Here is a 23826-nt window from a genome sequence, read left to right as displayed (position 1 = left end):
CTCAGCGCGGCGGGGCATAAGGTTCCAGCTTGTCCACGGGCACCACGTCGGGAGCGATGTAACCCGGCTCGAACCGACTGATGGTGCCGACGATCGGGATGATCTTGAGCGGATCGAACAGCTTCGCCGAGTCGCTCAGGTAAGAACTGGGCACCAGCGTGCGCACCTGGCCGATGACGGAGCGCTTGGCCGGGTTCTTCGCGGTGCCTGGTCCGGCTGCATTCCATGGGTCGGCCAGCAAACTGTTGCTGCCTTGCATACGCAGCCCGAGTTGGTCGAACGGTTCCAGGAACGACGCTGACCCGCCGTTGGCAAGCTTGAGGTCCTGCACGCTGACGCTCAGGTTGGACGTCACCAAGCCTTTGTCATTGGGTGGGAAGTTGCCGGGAATCTTGCTGATGAGATTGCCGAGGCGATCAAGGATGCCGGAGGACCGCTCGTTCCTGTAGGCGTTGACACGGATATCGCCGCGCTCCAGCAACGGTTGGTTGGAAAAGGTATTCAGCAGCGGGTTGTCCACGCGGTCGCGCGCAGTGCCGGTGCTTGCGCGGCTGATGATCGGCGCATCCGCCTTGCCGAAATGCCGGTCTACCGTCAGGTCTCGCATGCGCGTGGCGGACGGCAGGGTGTAGTCCTTCGCCACCGTCGCCTCCCAAGCGGCGGCGCGCGCCGCCTGCTGAGTGGCCTGGCGCAAATGTATGTACTTCCCCATGATCGGAATCAACAGGAACAGTGGAACCAGCACGGCGCACAGCACCGCGGCCTCGGTGAGGCTCTGACCGTCCTGGCGTCCGCGCAATCGCGGTTGTCGACGCTGGCGCATGCTTGCGGTCCTCCTAGTTGATCTTCCCCGGCGCGCGCTGTGCTTCCAGTGCGGCGGAGTCGAATGCCTCGCCGACGCTGATCACCTGGGTGGTGACCTTGTAATCCGCATAGGCACCCGGTGTTTGTTCCAGGACAATGAAGCCACGGTTGGGGCGATGGTCGTTGGCCGGCTCGGAAGTGAATCCCCACTTCGTTCCGGCGGACCAGACGCACTGACGCAGCCCGGTCGGCTTGACCCATTCGTTGCAGGGCTGACCGGCAACACTGCGTTGGGTCGGGCCTCGGAAATCGGACAGGGCGGCAGGCGCGCTCTTCTCCACCGGCGTGCGGATCAACGCGTCCTGCGGTGCCGCTTCGTCGGTTTTCTCCCCGGTCGCCAGATCTACCTGTTGGTAGCGACTGGCAGTGGTGGTTTCCTGGGTGCCAGTTGTTTCCAGCCGGAACAGACAGGTGCCGCCGCCGCCATCGTTGGCGACACTCCAACTGGTCTCGCGGACGACCTCGGTCTCGCGATCGAACCAGAGTTCGTAGCGGGTCGTGCCGAGCAAGGCGACATCCTTATCTGACAAGGCACGGCTCTGCAGTCCCCCTGCCTGGCAGTCGCGCAGCGTCGCCAGGTAGTTCTCTCGCGCTTCGTTGACGCCGTTGCGCGTCATTTCCACGGTCTGCCGAACGTGGATCGGTGGCATCGAGTTGCGCGTGTCCTCGGCGCCCCCCGCATCCACGGCGGTGGCGCTACAACTGCACAGTGACAGAAACAGGGCCGCACACAGACCGTCCCGGCTGCGGAGGAGTACAGGCCTCATAGTCCACCGGCTCCTGCGACCACGGCCTTGATCGCTGTCGGCGTATCGACCAGACGTGCCTGCCAATACGGACTGAACAGGTTGCCCGACTCGACCTTGTTGTCGCCACGACGGAACAACGCATAGTTGGGTGGCCGATTGAAATACACCTGCGCCGAGGACAGCGCACCCAATTCACCCTTCTGCGCCTTGCTCTGCATGGCCATGCGTGACCCCGCCGCATTGCCGATGCCGACGGTTTCGCTGGTGCGCGCATTGCGCATGTCGGTCACGGCATAGACGGTGAAGACCGGGCCGGCGTTTTCGTCGAAGATCTGATTGCCATTGCTGGAATACGGACGCATGGCCATGTTCTTCTTTACGTCGTGGTAGTCACGTAAACCGTTGTAGCTGGTGAAGAACGCATTCTTGTGTTGTCCGCCGGCAGCTCTGACATTTGCGTCGCGCTCCACCAGGCGCGCGACAAAGCCATTCCTGCGCAGGCTGTCGCCATAGGGGCGATAGCGGCGCTTGTCCCAGTCGGAATACCAGCCCTGCCCATTGCCGAAGCCATTGAGAAAACGCTGGTTACGGTAGCGGTCGACTGCTTGAGCGCCGCCCCAACCCAATGGCAGATCGATGTCGGGCAGAGGCCAGGGAAGGTTGATGTCCAGCGACATGGTGTCCAGTGCCGCCCAGCGGTTGTAGTCGACCATGTCGGTGCCGCCGGTGCTCTCGAAGTTGATCAGCCCGAGGCCGACCCGATCGCCTCGGTCCTTGCTGATGCCATCTCGCGATTGCATCACGACATTTCGGAAGCGATCGGCACCACTGCGTTGCGCGGCGCTGCCGGTACCGGCAGAACGCGGAATCCTGTTGAAATCCAGAAACTTGCTTTCGGCGGTGAGCAATTGTTCGCCCAATACGCCGGTTCCCACAGCACCCAATCTGGCACTGGGTGAATTTCGCTGGACCACATCTCTTGCGATCAACATGCCATCGACACGCGATACGCCTTCGATCACCGCGGTTGCAGCCGTGGCAAAGATGCCATTGAGTTCGTCGAGCGTGGTAACAATGACCTGTGCAGCTGGTTGAAAGGTTTTTCGCACGCCTTTCAATATGTTTTCCGCCGCTTTGAAGGCGGTGCCGATCGCTCGGAAGATGGGACCGACATAAGGGATCGCTGACAACACATCCATCGTGATGCGCATCGTGATGGTGGTCATCTGCAGTTGGTTCATCCATGAGTACAGACTGATCGTCTGCGCGATCGCGACTTCATTGGCGACTCGCGCGCGATTCATATAGGCAGCGAAGTTGAGTGCACGCGCCTGCTGCACCGCGACGCTGTACGCCGCGGCGTCGGCGGCGTTGGTGAGTTCCACTTTCTTGTTGACGGACTGGCCGCTGTCGAACAGCACGATGGCGCCGACGCACAGTACAAGGATCAGAACCAACCCCAGTACCATGGCTTGACCGGCCATGCTGCGTTTCCCGTCCAGGCGGGGCGGCACCCGTGACTTGGCAATCGCGATCGCTGCACGCATCTGCAGTTCCTTTGCCGAATGCACTTCCTACAGCGGCGTCACCGGCATGTCGGAAAATAGGAAGGGGCCTGGGCAGCGTGACTGCCCAGGTACCTGGGACATCAGGGCAACAAGAAAGTTATTTGTTGTTGTACGCGTCCATGCCCTTGGTCTTGTCGGCTTCCTTCTGCGCGTCGGTGGAAAGATTCTTGGCACGGTTCATAGACTGCGTGGCGCTCTGGCCCGCCAGTTCTTTCGACATGCCAGCGATCCCGCTGCGGACAGTGCCGCCGAACAGGGTGACGGCAGTGATCGCTGCAATAGCAATCAGGGCGGTGATGATGATGTATTCGGTCATGCCTTGGCCCTGCTGCTTGCGGCCAAACTTGATCTGGCGACGATGGTTCTTCATCTGAATCCTCTCCTTGGTTCTTTTCGCCCAATCACCGGCAGCACACCTACGTCCCGCGCGGCAACGTGTGGCGAGTGGATTATTTAAGTGAAGTCATTCACAGAGATGAAGCTGATCTCTGGCCCGCAGATGCATCGAACGAGAATGGATGCGGACGGCGCCAATGTAACGTCAAGATATTGCCGTTACAAGAAAGGTTGCGTTAATAAATTGACGCGCAATGGAGTTTGCATCACATATCTTGTCAAATATCAGGCATGGGCTGGCGATACGTAGGTCCGGATATGAAGTGCGGCAAAGTGCTGTTTGTCGGCTGGCTGGAAAATTTTTGTGGTTGAAGTCGAATTTTTCGCCGCTGCCGTGTTTTTGCCTGGGAATGGGCCGCGTACGGAGCGCAGCCTCATTGTCGCAGGCGTCGATTCGGGCAAATGGCACCCCCTGCATCGTGGCAGCGCGGTGTGCTGCCACAGTCGACCTGCGCGTATCGTCTTAGTGCAGCGCGGCGCGTCGAGCGCAGCGAAAAAGCGGGCACGTGTACGCCAGCACGTTCAGAGCTTGACCAGTTCTACCCGCCGGTTACGCGCCTTGCTTTCCTCGATGGTACTAGCCGCGATTGGCTGTTCCTGGCCGAATCCGACTGCGCGCAGGCGATCGGCGGCAACGGCTGATGCGGATGAGGTGGGCGTTGTGGCGTTCGCCGGCGGAGCGGGAGCGTCGGTTGCCTGCTGCGGCTCAGACCGTTTGCAGCTGGCAGCGGCGGTGATCAGGAGCAGGCAAACGCTGAGCGTGGCGCGGTGTGGGGGTCATCGCGGCCATCGGAAATCTTGAGTGCGGAGGGGGAAGCGCTTAGGTTTAGCGCATATCGCTCAGCAACTGCTTGCAGATCGCTGCGTCAGGTTTATAAGTGCCTGCGGCGTGGGCCTTCTGCATCGTCTGTTGGCCTTGCTTGTAGCCGTTGTCGAAGTCGCTGCCGAAATTCTTGACCTGGGCATACATGCCCTGCATCAACTGCTTCTGCTTGGCCTTGTAGCTGTCGATCTGGGCCTGGCTGGCGCCGCAGGCCTTGCCGTTCTCGGCGTTGCCGCCGACGATCTTGCCGAAATTGACGATTCCGTCGTCCTGAGCGTGAACCCCGCCGCTTGCACATGCCAGCACTGCTGCTGCGATGACTGCCGTGTATCGGTTCATTCCTTGCTCCTCTTGCGGCCCGCGGCGAGCGGGCCAGTAAAACCCCTGTGGCGCGGAGGATAGCAATGCCATGCGCAACGCCCAACCCCGTTCGGGCGGCGCTAACGGGGGGCGTTCAAGGAGCGAACAGAATCAGCTCCGCAACCCCACCCCGCGCCGCAGCAGCCACAGCGCCAGCGCCGCCAGCACCGCGACGAAGCCCAGCATCAGGCTGTAGGCCACCCACACCGGCACGTCGCTGCTGCCGAGCAGGCCGTAGCGGAAGGCGTTGACCATGTAGAAGATCGGGTTGGCGTGGGTGGCGGCCTCGGCCCAGCCGGGCAGCAGCTTGACCGAGTAGAACACGCCGCCCAGGTAGGTCAGCGGGGTCAGGATGAAGGTCGGCACGATCGCCACGTCGTCGAACTTCTTCGCGTAGACCGCGTTGATGAAGCCGGCCAGGGAGAAAATGGTGGCGCCCAGCAATACCGTGGTCAGGGTCACCAGCGGGTGCGGGATGCGCACCGGGGTGAAGAACATGGCGATGATCAGCACGATCACGCCGACCATCAGCCCGCGCAGCACCGCGCCGGCGACGTAGCCCCACAGGATCACCCAGTTGGGCATGGGGCTGACCAGCAGTTCTTCGACGTGGCGGCCGAACTTGGCGCCGAAGAAGCTGGAGCTGATGTTGCCGTAGCTGTTCTGGATCACACTCATCATCACCAGGCCGGGAACGATGAACTGCATGTAGCTGTAGCCGCCCATGTCGCCCACGCGCGAGCCGATGAGCCCGCCGAAGATCAGGAAGTACAGGGTCATGGTGATCGCCGGCGGCACCAGGGTCTGGCCCCAGATGCGCAGGATGCGCTTGACCTCGCGGCGCACGATGGTGCCCAGCGCGACCCAGTTGCGCTGAGCGGGCGTGGCGTCGGAAACGGGAAGGGTGGAATCGGTCTGGGTGGTCATGGTCGTCGCCGTGGGGGCATCAGGGAGTGGCGGACGGCGTGGCCGTGCCGGTCGTGGCCGCAGCGGCATCGCGGTGCTCGCCGGTGAGGCGCACGAACAGTTCCTCCAGGCGATTGCTCTTGGTGCGCATGGAGCGCACGCGGATGCCGGCGTCGCCCAGTGCGGCGAACACGCGGTTGAGGTCCATCGCCCGCGGCATGTCCAGGTCCAGGGTGTGCGCGTCCTGGGCGAGCAGGGTGGTGCCCTCGATCGCCGGCAACTGCGCCGGCAACTCGCCGTCGATATCCAGCAGGAAGCCTTCCACGTCCAGCTTGGCCAGCAGAGCGCGCATCGGGCCCTGCTCGACGATGCGGCCGCGGTCGATGATCGCCAGGTTGCGGCACAGGCTCTCCGCTTCCTCCAGATAGTGCGTGGTGAGGATGATGGTGGTGCCGGCGGCGTTGATCTCGCGCAGCACGCGCCACATGTCGCGGCGGATCTCGATGTCCACGCCGGCGGTGGGTTCGTCCAGGATCAGCAGGCGCGGCCGGGTCATCATCGCGCGGGCGATCATCAGCCGCCGCTTCATGCCGCCGGACAGGGTGCGGCTCATCACCTGGGCCTTCTCCCACAGGTGCGCACGCTTGAGTTCGGCTTCGGCCAGGCGCTCGGCCTCGGCGCGCGGCATGCCGTAGAAGCCGGCGTAGTTGACCAGGATGTCGAAGGGCTGCTCGAACAGGTTGAAGTTGATTTCCTGCGGTACCAGGCCGATCAGGCGCATCGCCGCGCTGCGCTGGCTGCTCAGGTCGGTGCCGAACACCTCGACCTGGCCGGCGCTGAGGTTGACCAGCGAGCTAATGATGCCGATCAGGGTCGACTTGCCGGCGCCATTGGGGCCGAGCAGGGCGAAGAAGTCGCCGGGCAGGACGTCCAGCGACACGCCGTGCAGGGCCTGCACGCCGTTGTCGTAGGTCTTGCGCAGGTCGCGCACGCGCAGGGCGGGCGCCGGCGTCTGGGGAGAAAGAGCAGGTGCGGGAGTCAAGGCGGGCCTTCGCGCCGCATCGACGGCGCAGGAGAAGTGCAGCCGTTATTATAGAAGACCTCGTGGGGTCGCCCCCGGCCACAGACTGTTGCATCTCCGTGCCTGCCCAATTCCCGCTGAAACTGGTCGACCGCCACATGCTGGCCCCGGCCGTCGGCCACTACCGCTTCGTCCGCGATGACGGCCAACCCCTGCCGTTCGTGCCCGGCCAGTTCGTGCAGGTGCACTTCCACTATGCCGATGGCACCGCGACCAAGCGCAGCTACTCGCTGGCCACGCGTCACGATCCGGCACAACCGGCCGATGCCACCGTGGAGATCGCGGTCAGCTTCGTCGCCGGCGGCGCGGCCACCGCGCTGTTCGAAGGCCTGGAGATCGGCGGGCAGGTCTGCGCCAGCGGACCGTATGGACGTTTCTGCCTGCAGCCGGGCGACGCCAACCGTCGCTATCTGCTGATCGCCACCGGCACCGGCGTCACGCCGTACCGCTCGATGCTGCCGCTGCTGGAAGCGGCGATGGCCGAGCGCGGCGTGGAAGTGGTGCTGCTGCTGGGCGCGCGCACCCCGGCCGAACTGCTGTACGGCGACGAATTCCGCGCCTTCGCCGATGCGCATCCCGGTTTCCGCTTCGTGCCGTGCTTCTCGCGCGAGCTGCCGGAGGCGCCGCATGCGGATGTGCGGCATGGCTACGTGCAGCAGTTCCTCGCCGAGTTCGCGCCGCAGGCCGACGGCGACATCGCCTACCTGTGCGGCAATCCGAACATGGTCGACGCCTGCTTCGATGCGCTGAAGGAGGCTGGCCTACCGGTGCAGCACATCCGCCGCGAGAAGTACGTCAGCAGCAAGTAACGGCTGCTGTCGGCGCCGGACATCCCGTAGGCGCGGCTTCAGCCGCGACCGCCACACCTGCGGTCCGTCCAGGGCGAAGCTGCGTGTTTCCGAAGCGTCGAGCGCGCTTCGCGCCCGTCCCCTCACCCCAACCCCTCTCCCGGTGGGGAGAGGGGCTCGTTACGCTGGCTGCCGGTGATTTCGTTTTGTCTGTAAAGGACGCTTGACAGCCGACCTTGGCGCGCGCATTCTCCTGTCAAGCGTGCTTGACAGGGGGAATGGTCGGCACGGCATACGCGGCAGCCGCGAGGGTGCCGGATCGGGGATCGGCTGAGTATCGGGGACAGATGATGGGCAACTGCAGGCGCAACGCGATCGTGGTGCTGTGCGTGAGTCTGGCGCTGCTGGCGGCCGGGGCCTGGCTGCCGCTCGGCGGCAGCGACTATCTGCGCGGGGTGTGCATGGGCGTCGGCATCGGCGGCCTGTTCATGGCGCTGCTGCTGTGGTGGTCGCGGGGCAGCCTGGCCGACAGCGCGCCGCGGGCGCTGGCACGGCGCTACTACCGCGAGTTCTTCCCGCCGATGGGCGCGTACGTGGTGGTGATGCTGTTCTGGAAGCGCCTGCTCGACAGCGTCGACGCGCACTGGCTGCGCGTGGTGGTCGCGCTGCTGCCGGCATTGACGTTGGCGCTGGTGATCCGCGCGGTGGCGCGCTTCGTGCGCGACTCCGACGAACTGCAGCGGCGCATCGAGCTGGAATCCATCGCCATCGCCGCCGGGCTGACCTGCGGTGTCTACATGGCCGCCGGCTTCCTGCAGGCGGCGCAGGTGATCGCGGTGCCGGCCTCGAGCGCGATGCTGTGGGTGTTTCCTGCGCTGTGCATGACCTATGGGGTGGTCAAGGTCGCGAACGCGCGCCGCTACCAATGAACAGCCGCATCCGCGAACTGCGCGAGGCGCACGGCTGGTCGCAGGGCGAACTGGGCGAGCGGCTGGGCGTGTCGCGTCAGACCATCAATGCGCTGGAGACCGGCAAGTACGATCCGAGCCTGCCGCTGGCGTTCCGTATCGCGCGGCTGTTCGCGCACAGCATCGAGCAGGTGTTCCTGTTCGATGAGGCCGAGTAAGCACGCACTCCGTTCCATGCCCCACCGGGCACCGACGACGCCATGTTCCGGCATGGCATTCTGCAAGCCATGAACTCAAGGATGCGAACCATGCGACACCCTTCCCGGCCGTTCGCCATCGCGGCGGCCACCCTGTTGCTCGCCGCCTGCCAGGCGGCCCAGGCACCGACGCCGCAGACATCCGAACGCAGCTACGGCGCGCTGCGCTTCCACCCGTGCACGCTGACCAATCCGGTGGCCTCCAACAACGTGCCGGCGCAGTGCGCGCGCATGGCGGTGGCGGAGAATCCGGCGGCGCCGAACGGCCGCAAGATCGAACTCAACATCGCCTGGCTGCCGGTCACCGGCGAGGGCGGCAGCGACCCGGATCCGGTGTTCTTCCTCGCCGGCGGTCCCGGCCAGGCCGCTACCCAGGTCGCCAGCATCGTCGACATGGCGCTGCGCGAGACCCGCAAGCGCCGCGACGTGTTCCTGATCGACCAGCGCGGCACCGGCCAGTCCAATCCGCTGAGCTGCCTGGGACCGGACGGCAAGGAGATGCCGCTGGCCGATCCGGCACGCGCGCCCACCGCGAACGAACTGGTCGACTACGCGCGGCGCTGCGCGCAGTCGCTGCAGGGCCGCGCGGATCCTCGCTACTACACCACCACCCAGGCGATCGGCGATCTGGATGCGGTGCGCGCCGCGCTGGGCGTGGACAAGATCAACCTGATCGGCGGCTCCTACGGCACGCGCGTCGCCCAGCAGTACGCGCGCCGCTACGCGCCGCATGTGCGCAGCGTGGTCATTGATGGCGTGGCGCCGAACGACCTGGTGGTCGGCGGCGAGTTCGCCACCACCTTCGAGGATGCGATCGCCCTGCAGGCCGAGCAGTGCAAGGCCGATCCGGCTTGCGCCAAGCGCTTTCCCACCGATACCCGCACGCAGTTGCGCGCAGTGGTGGAGCGGCTGCGGCAGGCGCCGGTGGAAGTGGACTACCGCGATCCGGCCAGCGGCCAGAGCCGCCACGACCGGGTCACCGCCGACACCGTCACCAGCCTGGCGTTCTCGTTCTCCTATGCGCCGCAGACCGCGTCGCTGCTGCCGCTGGTGCTGGACGAAGCGGCCAACGGCCGCTACGGGCCGCTGATGTCGCTGGCAAAGATGATGGGCGGGCAACTGGACGGGCAGATGAACCGCGGCATGCAGTGGTCGGTGATCTGCGCCGAGGACGCCGACCGCTACCGCGCGCCGCAGACGCACGACACGCTGCTCGGCCCGGAAGTGGCGCAGATGTTCTTCGCGCCGTGCCCGGTGTGGCCCACCGGCACCCGCCCGGCCGACTTCACCGCGCCGTTCACCTCCACCCTGCCGGTGCTGCTGACCTCCGGCCAGCTGGATCCGGTGACGCCGCCGCGCTACGCCGAGCGCGTGCTGAAGGGCCTGCCCAACGGCCGCCATCTGGTGGTGCGTGGCCAGGGCCACGGCACCATGACCCTGGGCTGCATGCCCAAGCTGCTCGGCCAGTTCTTCGAGACCGCCGATGCCAAGCACCTCGATGCCACCTGCCTGGACGCGATGAGCGGCGTGCCGGCCTTCACTTCATTCAACGGATGGGAACCATGAGCTGCGCAGCGTTCGACAGGGAGGGGCACGCATGATCGTCGCCGACAATCTACACAAGGCATTCAAGACCCGCGCCGGCGCCGTGCAGGCGGTGCAAGGGGTCAGCTTCCAGGCTGCCGACGGCCAGATCACCGGCCTGCTCGGTCCCAATGGCGCCGGCAAGACCACCACCTTGCGCATGCTGTACACGCTGATGGCGCCGGACCAGGGCCAGGTGCGCGTGGACGGCGTGGACGTGGGCCAGGATCCGATGGCGGTGCGGCGCGCGCTGGGCGTGCTGCCGGATGCGCGTGGCGTGTACAAGCGGTTGACCGCGCGCGAGAACATCGCCTACTTCGGCGAGCTGCATGGGCTGTCGGCGGCACGTATCGCCGAGCGTACCCGGTTGCTGTCGAAGGCGCTGGACATGGACGACATCCTCGACCGCCAGACCGAAGGTTTCAGCCAGGGCCAGCGCACCAAGACCGCGATCGCCCGCGCGCTGGTCCACGATCCGCGCAACGTGATCCTGGACGAACCCACCAACGGCCTGGACGTGATGACCACGCGCGCATTGCGCGGCTTCCTGCGCGAGCTGCGCGAGGAAGGGCGTTGCGTGATCTTCTCCAGCCACATCATGCAGGAGGTGGCGGCGCTGTGCGATCGCATCGTCATCATCGCCAAGGGCACGGTGGTGGCCGCCGGTACCGCCGATGAACTGCGCGCCCTGACCGGCGAACCCAATCTGGAAGACGCCTTCGTCAAGGCGATCGGCAGCGACGAGGGACTGCACGCATGAGCCTGCTCCGTACCGTATTCACCGTGATGCGCAAGGAATTGCGCGACCTTTCACGCGATCGCCGCACCCTGGCGCTGGCGCTGCTGCTGGGCCCGCTGCTGTATCCGGCGCTGATCCTGGGCATGGGCGCGCTGGCCGAGAGCCGCGTGCGCACCCAGATCGACAAGCCGCTGGACATTCCGGTGATCGGCCGCGAACGCGCGCCGAACCTGGTCGCCTTCCTCGCCGCGCAGGGCTTGAACGCGGTCGCGCCGCCGAAGGACCTGACCGGGGCGATCCGCAGCCAGGACGTGGATCTTGCGCTGAAGATCGACGAGGACTACGCCAACGCCTGGCACGAAGGACGCCCGGCGCTGGTGGAGATCATCAAGGACAGCACCCGCCGCGACGCCGACATCCCGACCCAGCGGGTGCAGGCCGCGCTGAGCATGTACGGCCAGCAGGTCGGGGCCTTGCGCCTGCTGGCGCGCGGCATCGATTCGCAGGTGTCGCGGCCGCTGGATGTGGCACTGCAGGACCTGGCCACGCCCGAGGCCAAGCGTGGCGCGTTGCTGGCGATGCTGCTGCCGGTGCTGCTGACCATCACCTCGTTCATCGGCGGCGCGTACCTGATCCTCGACGCCACCGCCGGCGAACGCGAGCGGCAATCGCTGGAGCCGCTGCTGGCCACGCCGGCCTCGCGCAGCGCCATCGTCAGCGGCAAGATCGCCGCGGCCTGCGTGGTCGGCCTGGTCTCGCTGCTGCTGACCCTGCTCGCGTTCAAGCTCAGCGCGCAGGTGGCCAGCGGCATCGGCCGCCAGCTCAACGTCAGCTTCGTGGCGATGCTGCAGATGTTGTTCGTGCTGCTGCCGATGCTGTTCATCGGCACCTCGCTGCTGACCTATCTGGCGGCCTCGGCCAAGAGCATGAAGGAGGCGCAGAGCCACATGACCTGGCTGATGCTGCTGCCGATGCTGCCGGGCTATGCGTTGATGGTGTATCCGCTGAAGACCACGCTGTGGCAGTTCGCGGTGCCGTTCCTGGCGCAGAACCAGATGCTGATGAAGATCATCCGCCGCGAGACGATCGATCCGCAGATCTGGGCGGTGTACCTGCTCACCGGTTTCGGCCTGGCCGCGGTGCTGTGGCTGGCGGCGGTGCGCCGCTACCGGCAGGAACAGCTGGCGATCTCCAGCTGAGCAGGAGGCAGCGCGCGGGCCGGGTCCGCGCGCTGCACGCCCGTCGTCGCGGAGCCGCGCAGGAAACGCGATCGTGATGCACACTCGCTGCGCGCAGCGGCGTTGTCCGTCCTGCCGATGCTTCCTCCGCAGCGAGCCTTTGCATGTCTCCAGATCCACACGATGCCCCAGCAATGATGGCGGCCGGCGCCAGGCGCCTGCTGGTGCTGGGCGAGGCGCGCATCCTGCAGCCGGGAAGGGTGCGCTGGCTGCGGGCGCTGCTCTGGGCGATCGCGTTGCTGGCGCTGATGATCGTCGTGGCGACGACAGTACCGCTGCTGTGCGCCAGGCTGCTTCCGCCGGGCGCGGATCGGTTCGCGCCGTATGCGACGGCGCTGACGGCCGCCGTGTTCTACGCAATCGCGGTGAGCCTGGGCGAGCGGCGCTGGCCGGCGGAACTCGCCTGGCGCGCCGCGCCCTTGCAGTTGGGCGTGGGGCTGCTGTTGGGGGCGGCCATGTTCGCGGCGGTGATGGCGATCATGGCGGCGTTCGGCGTCTACACGATCCGCTGGACCGGGGCGGCGCCGCTGTGGGCGCCGCTCGGGAAGGCCTTGCAGGCCGGCGTGGTGGAAGAGCTGATGTTGCGCGCGATCCTGTTGCGGCTGCTGTGGCGCGCGTTCGGGCCATGGTTGGCGTTCGCACTGTCGGCGCTGCTGTTCGGCCTGGCCCACCTCGGCAATCCGAACGCGAGCGTGTTCGCCGCGTTGTGCATCGCGGTGGAGGCGGGCGTCATGCTGGGCGCGTTCTATGTGCTCAGCGGCCGGCTCTGGGTCTCCATCGGCGTGCATGCGGCCTGGAACTTCACCCAGGGTTATCTGTTCGGCGCGGCGGTATCGGGGACCGACATGGGGCCGGCGATCGCGCGCAGCACGGCGCAGGCCGGGGTGCCGGAATGGTTGAGCGGTGGCGCGTTCGGTCCGGAGGCCTCGCTGCCCGGCTTGCTGGTGTGCACGGTGGTGGGCGCGATCGCGACCTGGATGGCCTGGCGCAAGGGGCGCTTCGGCGTCTCCGCGCGCAGTGATGGCATGACACCGACGTCCTGATCGCGCTGGTCGACGTGTTGCGGTCGGCGCGGTGTTGCGCCTGAGCGTTCTCTGCGCGCCCGGCCGCTGCCGGGCACGCAGGTGTCATTGATGGGCTCAGCCGCCGGGATTGAACGCCAGCGTGCGGCGGGTGGTCACCGGCGCGCCGACCGGTTCGAAGCGCCAGCGCTTGGTGGCGTTCAACGCCTCGCGGTCGAACACCCGCGGCGGCGTGGAGCGCAGCACGCGCGCATTGGTGACCGCGCCGTCGGTGCCGACGGTGATCTCCACCAGCACTTCGCCCGCGGTACCCGAGCGCAGCGCTTCGGGCGGATAGCGCGGCGCCGGGGTGCTGATCGGGCGCAGCGTTTGTGCGGTAGCGGTAGCGGCAGCGGCCGGCGCGGCCGCGGGGGCTGCTGCCGGTGCCGGCGTCGGTTGCGCGGTGGCGGCGGGCGTGGCGGGGCGCGCGGCGGCCTGGCGTTCGGCCTCCTGGCGTGCGCTCTCGCGGCGCGCGGCCTCCTGCTGTGCGGCGATCTGCTGCGCCGCCTGCGCCTCGCTGGCCTGCTGCTGCGCCTGTTTCTGCTGCTCGGCCGCCAGCTTGGCCTTCTGCTCGGCGTCCTTCTTGGCCTTGTCGGTCTCGTCCTGGCTGCGCTGGGCCACGGCCTCCATGCCCTTGCTCACGCCCTGCTTGAGCCGCGGCAGCGCCGGCGCATGCGGATCCATCTTCTCGATCAGGCCGATCAGGCGCTGGGCTTCCGGAAAGTCCTCGCGGTTGATGCTCTGTTCGGCGGCGATCAGCGTGTACGGCATCAGGTCGGTCAGCGCGCTCTTGACCCCGGCGTCGTCGGGTTGCTTGTCGCGCAACGCCAGGTAGTACTCGACCGCGTTGTTGCCGGCCGGTGCATACATGCGGTTCTCGCGCAGCGCCTGGCTGGCCGAGTCGTGCAATTGTTCGGTGCCCATCGACTGCACCTTGGCCGAGACCGCCGGCGGTGCCGGTGCGTTGGCCGCGGCGGTGGCCGGTGCAGCGCTGGGTGGTGCGGCCTCTTCCTGCTTGGAGCAGGCCGCCAGCGCGGCCAGCAACAGGATCGGCGCGACCCGGCGCGCCTTGGCGAGTGTGGTGAGTTGCGACATGCGTCCCCCTGAATCCCCGGTGTTGGCAATCAACGATGCGACGGCGGTGCGTTCGCGGTGCTGCGGCCCCCATGCCGCCAGCGCACCCCATCGGTCAATCTAGCATCCGCGGCCGCCGCGTGCGTGGCAGCCGCTGCCATGCGGCAAAAAGCGTGACGCGGCGCGCGCCGGTCAATGCGCCGGCCGCGCCGGCGCGGACGCGGACATGATCCGGTCGGTCCAGGCGATGCCGATCGCCGACAGGATGAAGATGCCATGGATGATGGTCTGCCACAGCACGCCGGTGGCGGTCAGCGTCGCGCAGCTCTTCAGGTCCACCGTCCCCACGGCGCTGGCCAGCTGTTCCGGCGAGCACATCGGCATGCCGCCGAGCGCGCCGACCGCGATGAAGGTCTTGAGCAGGTGGATCGAGGAGATGCCGATGATCGACAGCGCCAGCTTGACCTTGAGCACGCTGGCGTTGACGTGGCTCAGCCACTCCGGCTGGTCCGGATGGCCCTCCAGGCCCAGCCGCGACACGAAGGTCTCGTAGCCCCCGACGATCACCATCACCAGCAGGTTGGAGATCATCACCACGTCGATCAGGCCGAGCACGATCAGCATGATCTGCTGCTCGCCCAGGCTCGGCGCCTCGTGGATCAGGTGCCACAGCTCCTTGCCGAACAGGAACACGTAGACGCCCTGGGCCACGATCAGTCCCAGGTACAGCGGCAACTGCAGCCAGCGCGAGGCGAAGATCAGGTTGGATAGGGGATGCAGGCGGGGCCGCTCTGGAGTCATGGCGTGGTCTGGAATGCTGCGTTGCGGGAGCGGCCAGGGTACCCGGCCGGCGATGACGCTGCCAAGCCGGGGGCCGCCGCTACACTCGGGATCCCCTGTCCAGGAACGCCGCCATGATCGATCTGTACTACTGGCCCACCCCCAATGGGCACAAGGTCACCCTGTTCCTCGAGGAAGCCGGGCTGGACTACACGCTCAAGCCGGTCAACATCGGTGCCGGCGAGCAGTTCGCGCCCGAATTCCTGGCGATCTCGCCCAACAACAAGATGCCGGCCATCGTCGACCATGCCCCAGCCGACGGCGGCGCGCCGCAGAGCGTGTTCGAATCCGGCGCGATCCTGCTGTATCTGGCCGAGAAGACCGGCCGCTTCCTCCCGGCCGATCCGCGCGGGCGCGTGGTCGCGCTGGAATGGCTGTTCTGGCAGATGGCTGGGCTTGGCCCGATGACCGGGCAGATGGGCCATTTCAACGTCTACGCGCCGGAGAAGATCGGCTATGCGATCGAACGCTACGGCAACGAGGTGCGGCGCCTGCACGGGGTGCTGGACAAGCGTCTGGCGCACAGCGCCTACCTGGCCGGCGACGACTACGGCATCGCCGACATGGCCAGCTACCCGTGGATCGAGGTGTACAACGGGCTGACTCCCGACTACGCCGCCTTCCCGCACCTCAAGCGCTGGCACGAGGCCATCGCCGCGCGCCCGGCCACCCAGCGTGCCTACGCCTTGAAGGAGCAGGTGAACCCGAACGCGGGCAAGCCGCTCAGCGACGCCGAGCGCAAGCACCTGTTCGGACAGCGCTGAGCCGGCGCGCTTCTCAAATCCCGGGCGCACGCGCATCATCCGTGCGCTCGGTGCTCCATCAGGAACCTTCATGCGCTCTCTGTTCGCCGCTCTCGCCCTCATGCTCGCCACCCCCATCGTTCCCGCCCACGCCGAGAAACTGACCCTGGAGGCCATCACCGGCAGCAAGCCGCTGTCCGGGCCGACCCTGATGAAGCCCAAGGTGGCGCCGGACGGCTCGCGGGTGACCTTCCTGCGCGGCAAGGACAGCGACCGCAACCAGCTGGATCTGTGGGAGTACGACATCGCCAGCGGGCAGACCCGCATGCTGGTGGATTCCAAGCTGGTGCTGCCCGGCACCGAGACCCTGAGCGACGAGGAGAAGGCGCGCCGCGAGCGCCAGCGCATCGCCGCCTACACCGGCATCGTCGAGTACCAGTGGGCGCCGGACGCGCATGCGCTGCTGTTCCCGCTCGGCGGCGAGCTGTACCTGTACGACCTGCGCAAGAGCGGCAGCGCCGCGGTGCGCAAGCTCACCCACGGCGAAGGCTTCGTCACCGATCCCAAGATCTCGCCCAAGGGCGGCTACGTCAGCTTCGTGCGCGGGCGCAACCTGTGGGTGATCGACCTGGCCAGCGGCCAGCAGCACCAGCTCACCCGCGACGGCAGCGAGACCATCGGCAACGGTGTGGCCGAGTTCGTCGCCGACGAGGAGATGGATCGCCACACCGGTTACTGGTGGGCGCCGGACGATTCGGCGATCGCCTTCGCGCGCATCGACGAAACCGAGGTGCCGGTGCAGAAGCGCCCGGAGGTCTACGCCGACCATACCGAGGTGGTGGAACAGCGCTATCCGCAGGCCGGCCAGCCCAACGTCAAGATCCAGCTCGGCACGATCGCGCCGCGTGCCGGCGCGCAGCCGCAGTGGATCGACCTGGGCAAGAACCCGGACATCTACCTGGCGCGGGTGGACTGGCGCGATCCGCAACGGCTCACCTTCCAGCGCCAGTCGCGCGACCAGAAGCGCCTGGAGCTGATCGAGGCGACCCTGGCCACCGGCAAGCAGCGTGTGCTGATCACCGAGACCAGCCCGACCTGGGTGCCGCTCACCTACGACCTGCACTTCCTCAAGGATGGGCGCTTCGTCTGGGGCTCGGAGCGCAGCGGCTACGAGCACCTGTACCTGGCCTCGGAAGACGGCCGCACGCTGCGCCCGCTGACCCAGGGCGAGTGGGTGGTGGACGAACTGCTCGCGGTGGACGAGGCGGCCGGCAAGGTCTATTTCTCCGCGACCAAGGCGTCGCCGACGCAGACGCAGATTTACGCGGTGCCGCTGGCCGGCGGTGCCATCGCGCAGCTGTCCAAGCCCAATGGCACGCATGCCGCCAGCTTCGCCAAGAACGCCAGCGTGTATGTCGACAGTTGGTCCAACACCACCACGCCGCCGCAGATCGAGCTGTTCCGCGCCACTGGCGAAAAGATCGCCACCCTGCTGGTCAACGACCTGGCCGATCCGCAACACCCGTATGCGGCCTACCGCGCCGCGCAGCGTCCGGTCGAGTTCGGCACCCTGACCGCCGCCGATGGCAAGACCCAGTTGCACTACCGGCTGATGAAGCCGGACGGGTTCGACCCGGGCAAGCGCTACCCGGTGGTGGTCTATGTGTACGGCGGTCCGGCCGCGCAGACCGTGGTCGACGGCTGGCCCGGCCGCGGCGATGCGCTGTTCGACCAGTACCTGGCGCAGCACGGCTATGTGGTGTTCTCGCTGGACAACCGCGGCACGCCGCGCCGCGGCCGCGATTTCGGTGGTGCGCTGTACCAGCACCAGGGCACCGTGGAAGTGGACGACCAGTTGCGCGGCGTGGCCTGGCTGAAGGCGCAGCCGTGGGTGGATGCGGCGCGTATCGGCGTGTACGGCTGGTCCAACGGCGGCTACATGACCCTGATGCTGCTGGCCAAGCACAGCGAGGCCTATGCCTGCGGCGCCGCCGGCGCGCCGGTGACCGACTGGGGTCTGTACGACAGCCACTACACCGAGCGCTACATGAACCTGCCCAAGGCCAATCCCGATGGCTACCGCGACAGCCGCGTGGCCGCGCACCTGGACGGGCTGACCTCGCAACTGCTGCTGCTGCACGGCATGGCCGACGACAACGTGCTGTTCACCAATTCCACCTCGCTGATGAGCGAACTGCAGAAGCGCGGCAAGCTGTTCGAGCTGATGACCTATCCGGGCGCCAAGCACGGCCTGTCCGGCAGCAACGCGCTGCACCGCTATCGCACCACCGAAGCCTTCCTGGCGCGCTGCCTCAAGCCCTGAGTGCGTCGTTCCGCTTCCACCTTCCCGCTTCCGCACGACAAGGAGTGACGTCATGTCGAGTCCGCCACCGCTGCCCGGCACGCCCGGTCCCACTTCCGCCACGGCGCTGCCACCGGCCAAGCGCGGCTGGTGGGCACGGCACTGGAAGTGGGCGGTGCCGCTGATCGTGCTGGTGCTCGGCGCCCTGCTGCTGGCGTCGATCGCGGTGTTCGTGCTCGGCATCGCGCGCGTCACCAAGTCGTCCGAGCCGTACCGGGTCGGTGTGATGGCCGCGCAACACGACCCGCGCGTGGCGGCTGCGCTGGGCGCGCCGATCAAGGACGGCATCATGCCCAGCGGCAGCTTCAACAGCAGCGGCGGCGGCAGTGGCAATGCCGAGCTCAGCGTGTCGCTGCACGGCAGCCGCGCCAACGGCACCCTGTACATCGAAGCCGAGCGCCATGCGGGCGAGTGGCACTACACCACCTTGCAGGTCTTGCCGGATGCGGGTGAAGCGATCCCGCTGCTCGATGCGCTCGGGCAGGACGCCGAGGACGAGGACGAAGAGGCGGACGGGATGGCGGTCGAGGCGCCGCCGGTGCCCGCCACAGACGTCGACGACAGTGCCACGCCGGCCGAGGCCGACGCGACGAAGTAAGCAGCGGCGAACGATCTGCCGCGCCGCGTGGTGCGGTGGGGCCGCCTTGGGTAGGGCGCGATCGCACCGCCCATGTCCTGCAATCATGCGCTCTGCTGCCGGCACAGCATGTGCGCGACCGCGGCGGCGTGGTCTCTTAACCCACATGCTGCACCGCGGCGTGGCTGCGGCCATGACCTCCGGCAGATGGCCGAGCCGGCACGCGCCGCGTACGGTCCTGACATCATTCTGTCGGAGCTGCGCCATGAAGCCACGTGTCCTCGCCATCGCCCTGACCCTGGCACTGGCGGCGCCCTTGCCGTTTTCGGCGATGGACGCGGCGGCCGCACCGGCGGCCGCATCCGCCACGCGCGCGCCGGCCTGGGTGGAGCGCAGCAATGCGTTCGCGCAGATCCTGCTGCAGGCGCAGGCGCCGTTCCAGGCCGAGGAAGTGAGCTTCTTCGGCGTGCCGGGATTCGACGACCAGGTCTCCGATTTCGGGCCCGACAACGCGCGGCGTTTCCGCGAGGCCACCGCTGCCGCGCGCCGCACGCTGCAGGAAAAACTGCAGGTGGAGCGCGATCCGAACGTGCGCCAGGATCTGGCGATCCTGATCCACGCCGCCGACCAGTCCATCGAGGGCAGCACGCTCAATGAGCGTTTCTTGCTGCCATGGACCGACGCGCCGCAGCACGTGTTCGGCGGCATCAACAACCTGTTGTCCGAGCAGGTGCCGGCGGCGCGCCGCGCCAAGGCGCTGCTACGGCTGCAGCGCTACGTGGGCCTGGCGCCGGGCAGCACCTCGATCCTGCTGCTGGCGCGGCAACGCTACGAAGAAAAGCGCGCCGACGGCAACCTCCTGCAGCCGACCAGGCGCGAGGTCGAGCAGGCCTTGAGCAACGTCGATACCTACGCCAAGGGCATTCGCGCGCTGTTCGCCGAGTACAAGATCACCGGCGCGGATGCGGCGCTGGCGGCGCTGGACAAGCAGTTCCAGGACTACGCCACCTGGACCCGCACGGTGGTGCTGCCGCAGGCGCGCGAGGATGCGCGCCTGCCGCCCGAGCTGTATGCGTTCCAGCTCAAGCAGGTCGGCATCGACATCGCACCGCAGGTGCTGATGCAGCGCGCGCAGCTGGAATTCATGGAAACCCGCGCGGCGATGCAGCAGCTGGCGCCGCAGGTGGCCGCGGCCAAGGGCCTGCGCGGCGACGATGCCCGCGACTACCGCACGGTGCTGCGCGCGCTCAAGCGCGACACCATTGCCGACGACAAGCTCGAAGCCCACTACCGCAGCGTCATCGACCGCATCGATCCGATCATCCGCCAGCAGCGCATCGTCGACGTGCCGCAGCGGCCGATGCAGATGCGCCTGGGCTCGCCGGCCGAGAGCGCCGCGCAACCGGCGCCGCATTTCCGCCCGGCGCCGCTGGTCGGCAACACCGGCGAGCAGGGCACCTTCGTGCTGCCGCTGGGCAATCCGGACAGCGCCGGCAAGGGCGAGCACTACGACGACTTCAACTTCGGCGCCGCGGCGTGGACGTTGAGCGCGCACGAGGGCCGGCCGGGCCACGAACTGCAGTTCACCGCCATGGTCGAGCGCGGCGTGTCGCTGGCGCGCAGCCTGTTCGCGTTCAACTCGGTCAACGTCGAGGGCTGGGCGCTGTACGCCGAGGCCGAGATGGTGCCGTACGAGCCGCTGGACGGACAGTTGATCGCCCTGCAGTTCCGCCTGCTGCGCGCAGCGCGTGCCATGCTCGACCCGATGCTCAATCTCGGCCTGATCGACCGCGAGCGGGCGCGCCTGGTGCTGGAGAACGACGTCGGCTTGTCGCCGGCGATGGCCCGGCAGGAACTGGACCGCTACATGGTGCGCGCGCCCGGCCAGGCCGGCAGCTACTTCTACGGCTACAGCCGCATCCTGGAACTGCGCATGCGCACCGAACTGGCGCTGGGCGCCAGGTTCGACCGGCTGAAGTTCAACAACTTCCTGCTGGACCAGGGGTTGCTCCCGCCGGACCAGTTGGCCGCGGCGGTGGACGAGGAGTTCGTGCCGTCACAGCGCAAGTGAGGGCCATCGCATCGCTGCGCGAAAGCGCAGCGGTACGGCCCTCAGTGCTCGTACGGCACGCTTTCCGGGCGCCGGCTAGGATCCGTCCAGTTGCCTTGTTTGGCGGCTGCCGGACAGATTTCCTCGTATTGCTTCACCGCGGCGATCGCGGTAGGCGTCCATGCGCCGCAATGCCAGCCATGCTTGCAGCAGCGGACCGGACTCGCCTTCCAGCAGTATCCAGGGTCCGCTTGCCATGTGCCGCTGATCGGATCGACCGGGCTCCAGTTCTTGTCGACACCCTTGCAACCTTGGGTACAGAACACGAACGGATCATTGTCGCGGCACACGAGCGTCTTGTAGACCGGTGCGGCGGTGCCATGAACGACAGCAAACATGTAGCGGAAATCCATATCCAGCGCTTCATGGGCTCTCTTCATGGATGAAGACGACGAGGGTTCTCTGCTGCATGAAGGCGATCCAGTTCATGCATTCCCTACCCACGTGAGCGGAATGCCTGCGGTTCGCAGCCAAGCGGGACCGTCCGCCTTTCAAGCGGGTGGACCATAACGTAGCAATGTTGCAGTGCCTGGATGCAGGCAGGCCGGCGCGCAGAGCACGTCGCCGCTGCACGCCTGCCCGGTGGCGCGGTTTCAGCGTCCCGCTGGCGCAGCTGGCGCCTGCGCCCCCGGCGGCACCCAGATCGCCATGCCGGCGGCACGCTTCTGCGTGGTGGGGATGCCGATGCCCAGGCCGCCGCCGACGTGGCCGCCGTAGCTGCCCGCGCCGACCGACAGGCCGCCGCCGGAGCGCTGCGACCCCACGCCCATCAGCACCACGCCGTTGGCGCCGAGCTTGGCCGCGTCTCGCTTGAGCCGGTCCACTGCCGCGTCGGTCTGGCCCTGGGTGCCGAAGCCGGCCGCGCTGGAGGCTTCGAGCTGGGCGATATCCACCGCCCCCGGCGGCGGCGCGGAGTAGATCTGCACCAGTGCCGGGTCGATCGGCGGGCGCGCCGCGCCGACCATCACTTTCGAGGAACTGGCGCAGCCGGCCAGGGCCAGCAGCAGCGCCAGCGGCAACAGCGGTCGGATGTTCATGGCCTTACCCCCGTGTTCGGATCTCACGCGATCATAGGCGGGCCGGGTGAATCGTGCCGAACCCGCCGCTGTCGCACCCTCGCAGGGCCGCCGTGATCCCCGTGCCAAGAGTTGGGTTGCCTGGCGTTCGCCGCGCGCTATGGTGCAGGCTGACATTCGCACGGAGGCCGGCATGGGCCTGATCAGTCTGCTGTGGGGCATCGTGGCGTTGCTGTGGATGATCCTGGCCTTCATCCCGCTGCTCGGCTGGGGCAACTGGTTCCTGATCCCGTTCGCCGCGGTCGGCGCGCTGATCGCCGCGATCGGGCTGCTGTTCACCGCGGCGCCCAACCGCGGCCGCGCCAAGACCGGCCTGATGCTCAATGCGCTGGTGATCGTGGTCGGGGTGATCCGGTTGAGCCTGGGCGGCGGGGTGATCTGACCTGCGTGCCGGGCGACCGGCATGCTGTGTTGCAGCATCCCGCACTGCGCGCCGCGCCGGCGGGAGTAACATGCGCAGCCGACGGCGGCCCGCGCGCGGGCCGCCCTGCGTTCATGCCGGTGCCGGCGGCGCGGCCTGCGGTGCCTGGCGGCACTGGCCGCGCGACTGGCGCGGCCTTCCAACATCCGCCCACCCAGGAGCCTGCACGTGGCCCATCCCCACTATCGCCCCCGGCGCATGCGCCGCGATGCCTTTTCGCGCCGCCTGATGCGCGAACACACCCTCACCGTCGACGACCTGATCTGGCCGGTGTTCGTGCACGACGTGCCCGGGCGCACCCCGATCGCGTCCATGCCGGGCGTGGAGCGGCTGTCGATCGAAGAACTGCTGAAAGAGGCCGAGGCTGCGCTGGAACTGGGCATCCCGGTGATCGACCTGTTCCCGGTGATCGACCCGGCCGGCAAGTCGCTGGACGCGGCCGAGGCCTGGAACCCGGACGGCCTGGCGCAACGCGCGGTGCGCGCGCTGAAGATGCGCTTCCCGGAGCTGGGCGTGATGACCGACGTGGCGCTGGATCCGTACACCAGCCACGGCCAGGACGGCATCATCGACGACCGCGGCTACGTGCTCAACGACATCACCGTCGAGGCGCTGGTGCGGCAGTCGCTGTCGCATGCGCAGGCCGGCGTGGACATCGTCTCGCCGTCGGACATGATGGACGGACGCATCGGCGCGATCCGCCGCGCGCTGGATGCCGACGAACATTTGCACGTGCGCATCATGGCCTACTCGGCCAAGTACGCCTCGGCCTTCTACGGGCCGTTCCGCGAGGCGGTGGGTAGCGCCGGCAACCTCGGCAAGGCCGACAAGACCACCTACCAGATGGACCCGGCCAACGGCGACGAGGCCCTGCGCGAGATCGCGCTGGACCTGGAAGAAGGTGCGGACATGGTGATGGTCAAGCCCGGCATGCCCTACCTGGACGTGGTGCGGCGGGTGAAGGACGAATTCCGCGTGCCCACCTTCGCCTACCAAGTCAGCGGCGAGTACGCGATGCTCAAGGCGGCGATCGGCAACGGCTGGCTGGACGAGCGCGCCTGCGTGCTGGAGTCGCTGATGGCGTTCAAGCGCGCCGGCGCCGACGGCGTGCTGACCTACTTCGCGCCGCAGGTGGCGCGCTGGCTGCGCGAGGCGCGCTGAGCCGGCGTCCGCTTGTTGGAGGCGCCTCCGTTGCGACGCCGTTCTCGGGAAGGCCCTGTCGTGACTGAAGGGCACCTCCAGCAACGGCGAAGGCCATTGGGAGGAGCGGTTCAAGCCGCTCCTGCCATCGAGACAGGACA

The 23826-nt window shown here is 67.4% G+C and carries 24 protein-coding genes; 13 read left to right on the top strand and 11 right to left on the bottom strand.

The window, feature by feature from the left end:
* Window position 1: 1 nt before the first annotated feature.
* From SLW55_RS14960 to SLW55_RS14930, 7 genes are all read right to left on the bottom strand, one after another.
* Window positions 2-823, bottom strand: coding sequence for a TadE/TadG family type IV pilus assembly protein (locus SLW55_RS14960; RefSeq protein ID WP_152236808.1), 822 nt, complete (start codon window positions 821-823; stop codon window positions 2-4).
* Window positions 824-836: 13 nt separating this feature from the next.
* Window positions 837-1514, bottom strand: coding sequence for a hypothetical protein (locus SLW55_RS14955; protein ID WP_152236809.1), 678 nt, complete (start codon window positions 1512-1514; stop codon window positions 837-839).
* A 113-nt stretch (window positions 1515-1627) separates the two neighbouring features.
* Window positions 1628-3160: a pilus assembly protein TadG-related protein gene (locus SLW55_RS14950; protein ID WP_267100094.1), complete on the bottom strand. Its 1533-nt coding sequence runs from the start codon at window positions 3158-3160 to the stop codon at window positions 1628-1630.
* A 118-nt stretch (window positions 3161-3278) separates the two neighbouring features.
* Window positions 3279-3551, bottom strand: a complete 273-nt coding sequence (locus tag SLW55_RS14945) for a hypothetical protein (RefSeq protein ID WP_043094200.1) — start codon at window positions 3549-3551, stop codon at window positions 3279-3281.
* 852 nt (window positions 3552-4403) lie between these two features.
* Window positions 4404-4739, bottom strand: a complete 336-nt coding sequence (locus SLW55_RS14940) for a hypothetical protein (protein ID WP_043094202.1) — start codon at window positions 4737-4739, stop codon at window positions 4404-4406.
* Between the two features lie 132 nt (window positions 4740-4871).
* Window positions 4872-5687 carry an ABC transporter permease gene (locus SLW55_RS14935; RefSeq protein ID WP_017907701.1) on the bottom strand — a complete coding sequence of 272 codons (816 nt, stop codon included), beginning with the start codon at window positions 5685-5687 and terminating at the stop codon, window positions 4872-4874.
* 19 nt (window positions 5688-5706) lie between these two features.
* Window positions 5707-6708 (bottom strand): ABC transporter ATP-binding protein, encoded by a 1002-nt coding sequence (locus tag SLW55_RS14930; protein WP_295965734.1) that lies wholly within the window; start codon window positions 6706-6708, stop codon window positions 5707-5709.
* A 137-nt stretch (window positions 6709-6845) separates the two neighbouring features.
* Here SLW55_RS14930 and SLW55_RS14925 point away from each other — a divergent pair, with 137 nt between their 5' ends.
* From SLW55_RS14925 to SLW55_RS14895, 7 genes are all read left to right on the top strand, one after another.
* Window positions 6846-7556 (top strand): FAD-binding oxidoreductase, encoded by a 711-nt coding sequence (locus SLW55_RS14925; protein WP_267087645.1) that lies wholly within the window; start codon window positions 6846-6848, stop codon window positions 7554-7556.
* Window positions 7557-7885: 329 nt separating this feature from the next.
* Window positions 7886-8464 carry a hypothetical protein gene (locus tag SLW55_RS14920; RefSeq protein ID WP_026144274.1) on the top strand — a complete coding sequence of 193 codons (579 nt, stop codon included), beginning with the start codon at window positions 7886-7888 and terminating at the stop codon, window positions 8462-8464.
* Window positions 8461-8661 (top strand): helix-turn-helix transcriptional regulator, encoded by a 201-nt coding sequence (locus SLW55_RS14915; protein WP_010340539.1) that lies wholly within the window; start codon window positions 8461-8463, stop codon window positions 8659-8661. The genes SLW55_RS14920 and SLW55_RS14915 overlap by 4 nt, the downstream gene beginning before the upstream one ends.
* A 90-nt stretch (window positions 8662-8751) precedes the next feature.
* Window positions 8752-10266 (top strand): alpha/beta fold hydrolase, encoded by a 1515-nt coding sequence (locus SLW55_RS14910; protein ID WP_017915439.1) that lies wholly within the window; start codon window positions 8752-8754, stop codon window positions 10264-10266.
* A gap of 31 nt (window positions 10267-10297) precedes the next feature.
* A complete protein-coding gene (locus SLW55_RS14905) occupies window positions 10298-11044 on the top strand; it encodes an ATP-binding cassette domain-containing protein (protein WP_017908432.1) in 747 nt (248 codons plus the stop codon).
* Window positions 11041-12222 (top strand): ABC transporter permease, encoded by a 1182-nt coding sequence (locus SLW55_RS14900; protein WP_048491277.1) that lies wholly within the window; start codon window positions 11041-11043, stop codon window positions 12220-12222. The genes SLW55_RS14905 and SLW55_RS14900 overlap by 4 nt, the downstream gene beginning before the upstream one ends.
* Before the next feature lie 173 nt (window positions 12223-12395).
* Window positions 12396-13304, top strand: a complete 909-nt coding sequence (locus SLW55_RS14895) for a CPBP family intramembrane glutamic endopeptidase (protein WP_267121767.1) — start codon at window positions 12396-12398, stop codon at window positions 13302-13304.
* Between the two features lie 96 nt (window positions 13305-13400).
* Here SLW55_RS14895 and SLW55_RS14890 read toward each other — a convergent pair whose 3' ends face one another.
* Window positions 13401-14417, bottom strand: coding sequence for an energy transducer TonB (locus tag SLW55_RS14890; protein WP_267100096.1), 1017 nt, complete (start codon window positions 14415-14417; stop codon window positions 13401-13403).
* Between the two features lie 171 nt (window positions 14418-14588).
* Window positions 14589-15197 carry a TIGR00645 family protein gene (locus SLW55_RS14885; RefSeq protein ID WP_017908501.1) on the bottom strand — a complete coding sequence of 203 codons (609 nt, stop codon included), beginning with the start codon at window positions 15195-15197 and terminating at the stop codon, window positions 14589-14591.
* 113 nt (window positions 15198-15310) lie between these two features.
* Here SLW55_RS14885 and SLW55_RS14880 point away from each other — a divergent pair, with 113 nt between their 5' ends.
* The 4 genes from SLW55_RS14880 to SLW55_RS14865 all read left to right on the top strand — a co-directional run bounded on the left by SLW55_RS14880 (window position 15311) and on the right by SLW55_RS14865 (window position 20989).
* The gene (locus SLW55_RS14880) at window positions 15311-16000 is read left to right on the top strand and encodes a glutathione binding-like protein (RefSeq protein ID WP_043094212.1); all 690 of its coding nucleotides are present in this window, start codon (window positions 15311-15313) and stop codon (window positions 15998-16000) included.
* 70 nt (window positions 16001-16070) lie between these two features.
* A complete protein-coding gene (locus SLW55_RS14875) occupies window positions 16071-18302 on the top strand; it encodes a S9 family peptidase (RefSeq protein WP_267087642.1) in 2232 nt (743 codons plus the stop codon).
* 52 nt (window positions 18303-18354) lie between these two features.
* Window positions 18355-18939 (top strand): cytochrome c oxidase assembly factor Coa1 family protein, encoded by a 585-nt coding sequence (locus tag SLW55_RS14870; RefSeq protein ID WP_148827527.1) that lies wholly within the window; start codon window positions 18355-18357, stop codon window positions 18937-18939.
* A gap of 244 nt (window positions 18940-19183) precedes the next feature.
* Window positions 19184-20989, top strand: a complete 1806-nt coding sequence (locus tag SLW55_RS14865) for a DUF885 domain-containing protein (RefSeq protein WP_295928821.1) — start codon at window positions 19184-19186, stop codon at window positions 20987-20989.
* Window positions 20990-21030: 41 nt separating this feature from the next.
* On the opposite strand, the gene SLW55_RS14860 is transcribed toward SLW55_RS14865, so the two are convergent.
* Together SLW55_RS14860 and SLW55_RS14855 are read right to left on the bottom strand one after the other, a co-directional pair.
* Window positions 21031-21408 carry a hypothetical protein gene (locus SLW55_RS14860; protein WP_295957579.1) on the bottom strand — a complete coding sequence of 126 codons (378 nt, stop codon included), beginning with the start codon at window positions 21406-21408 and terminating at the stop codon, window positions 21031-21033.
* Window positions 21409-21621: 213 nt separating this feature from the next.
* Window positions 21622-22065: a hypothetical protein gene (locus tag SLW55_RS14855; RefSeq protein ID WP_152181558.1), complete on the bottom strand. Its 444-nt coding sequence runs from the start codon at window positions 22063-22065 to the stop codon at window positions 21622-21624.
* A gap of 172 nt (window positions 22066-22237) precedes the next feature.
* On the opposite strand from SLW55_RS14855, the gene SLW55_RS14850 reads away from it, so the two are divergent.
* Window positions 22238-22486, top strand: a complete 249-nt coding sequence (locus SLW55_RS14850) for a hypothetical protein (protein ID WP_010340624.1) — start codon at window positions 22238-22240, stop codon at window positions 22484-22486.
* Between the two features lie 207 nt (window positions 22487-22693).
* Window positions 22694-23686, top strand: a complete 993-nt coding sequence (hemB, locus tag SLW55_RS14845; protein ID WP_152181559.1) for a porphobilinogen synthase — start codon at window positions 22694-22696, stop codon at window positions 23684-23686.
* Window positions 23687-23826 lie beyond the last annotated feature (140 nt).

The organism is Xanthomonas sp. LF06-19, assembly GCF_034105425.1.
GTDB lineage: Bacteria > Pseudomonadota > Gammaproteobacteria > Xanthomonadales > Xanthomonadaceae > Xanthomonas_A > Xanthomonas_A sontii.
Note: the sequence above shows the minus strand (reverse complement) of the source record. Positions and strands in the feature narration are given on the sequence as shown.

Bases quoted from the DNA above. Each gene is read 5' to 3' on its own strand.
- SLW55_RS14960 (WP_152236808.1), bottom strand. From the start codon at position 823: ATGCGCCAGCGTCGACAACCGCGATTGCGCGGACGCCAGGACGGTCAG.
- SLW55_RS14955 (WP_152236809.1), bottom strand. From the start codon at position 1,514: ATGCCACCGATCCACGTTCGGCAGACCGTGGAAATGACGCGCAACGGC.
- SLW55_RS14950 (WP_267100094.1), bottom strand. From the start codon at position 3,160: ATGCGTGCAGCGATCGCGATTGCCAAGTCACGGGTGCCGCCCCGCCTG.
- SLW55_RS14945 (WP_043094200.1), bottom strand. From the start codon at position 3,551: ATGAAGAACCATCGTCGCCAGATCAAGTTTGGCCGCAAGCAGCAGGGC.
- SLW55_RS14940 (WP_043094202.1), bottom strand. From the start codon at position 4,739: ATGAACCGATACACGGCAGTCATCGCAGCAGCAGTGCTGGCATGTGCA.
- SLW55_RS14935 (WP_017907701.1), bottom strand. From the start codon at position 5,687: ATGACCACCCAGACCGATTCCACCCTTCCCGTTTCCGACGCCACGCCC.
- SLW55_RS14925 (WP_267087645.1), top strand. From the start codon at position 6,846: ATGCTGGCCCCGGCCGTCGGCCACTACCGCTTCGTCCGCGATGACGGC.
- SLW55_RS14920 (WP_026144274.1), top strand. From the start codon at position 7,886: ATGGGCAACTGCAGGCGCAACGCGATCGTGGTGCTGTGCGTGAGTCTG.
- SLW55_RS14915 (WP_010340539.1), top strand. From the start codon at position 8,461: ATGAACAGCCGCATCCGCGAACTGCGCGAGGCGCACGGCTGGTCGCAG.
- SLW55_RS14910 (WP_017915439.1), top strand. From the start codon at position 8,752: ATGCGACACCCTTCCCGGCCGTTCGCCATCGCGGCGGCCACCCTGTTG.
- SLW55_RS14905 (WP_017908432.1), top strand. From the start codon at position 10,298: ATGATCGTCGCCGACAATCTACACAAGGCATTCAAGACCCGCGCCGGC.
- SLW55_RS14900 (WP_048491277.1), top strand. From the start codon at position 11,041: ATGAGCCTGCTCCGTACCGTATTCACCGTGATGCGCAAGGAATTGCGC.
- SLW55_RS14895 (WP_267121767.1), top strand. From the start codon at position 12,396: ATGATGGCGGCCGGCGCCAGGCGCCTGCTGGTGCTGGGCGAGGCGCGC.
- SLW55_RS14890 (WP_267100096.1), bottom strand. From the start codon at position 14,417: ATGTCGCAACTCACCACACTCGCCAAGGCGCGCCGGGTCGCGCCGATC.
- SLW55_RS14885 (WP_017908501.1), bottom strand. From the start codon at position 15,197: ATGACTCCAGAGCGGCCCCGCCTGCATCCCCTATCCAACCTGATCTTC.
- SLW55_RS14880 (WP_043094212.1), top strand. From the start codon at position 15,311: ATGATCGATCTGTACTACTGGCCCACCCCCAATGGGCACAAGGTCACC.
- SLW55_RS14875 (WP_267087642.1), top strand. From the start codon at position 16,071: ATGCGCTCTCTGTTCGCCGCTCTCGCCCTCATGCTCGCCACCCCCATC.
- SLW55_RS14870 (WP_148827527.1), top strand. From the start codon at position 18,355: ATGTCGAGTCCGCCACCGCTGCCCGGCACGCCCGGTCCCACTTCCGCC.
- SLW55_RS14865 (WP_295928821.1), top strand. From the start codon at position 19,184: ATGAAGCCACGTGTCCTCGCCATCGCCCTGACCCTGGCACTGGCGGCG.
- SLW55_RS14860 (WP_295957579.1), bottom strand. From the start codon at position 21,408: ATGAAGAGAGCCCATGAAGCGCTGGATATGGATTTCCGCTACATGTTT.
- SLW55_RS14855 (WP_152181558.1), bottom strand. From the start codon at position 22,065: ATGAACATCCGACCGCTGTTGCCGCTGGCGCTGCTGCTGGCCCTGGCC.
- SLW55_RS14850 (WP_010340624.1), top strand. From the start codon at position 22,238: ATGGGCCTGATCAGTCTGCTGTGGGGCATCGTGGCGTTGCTGTGGATG.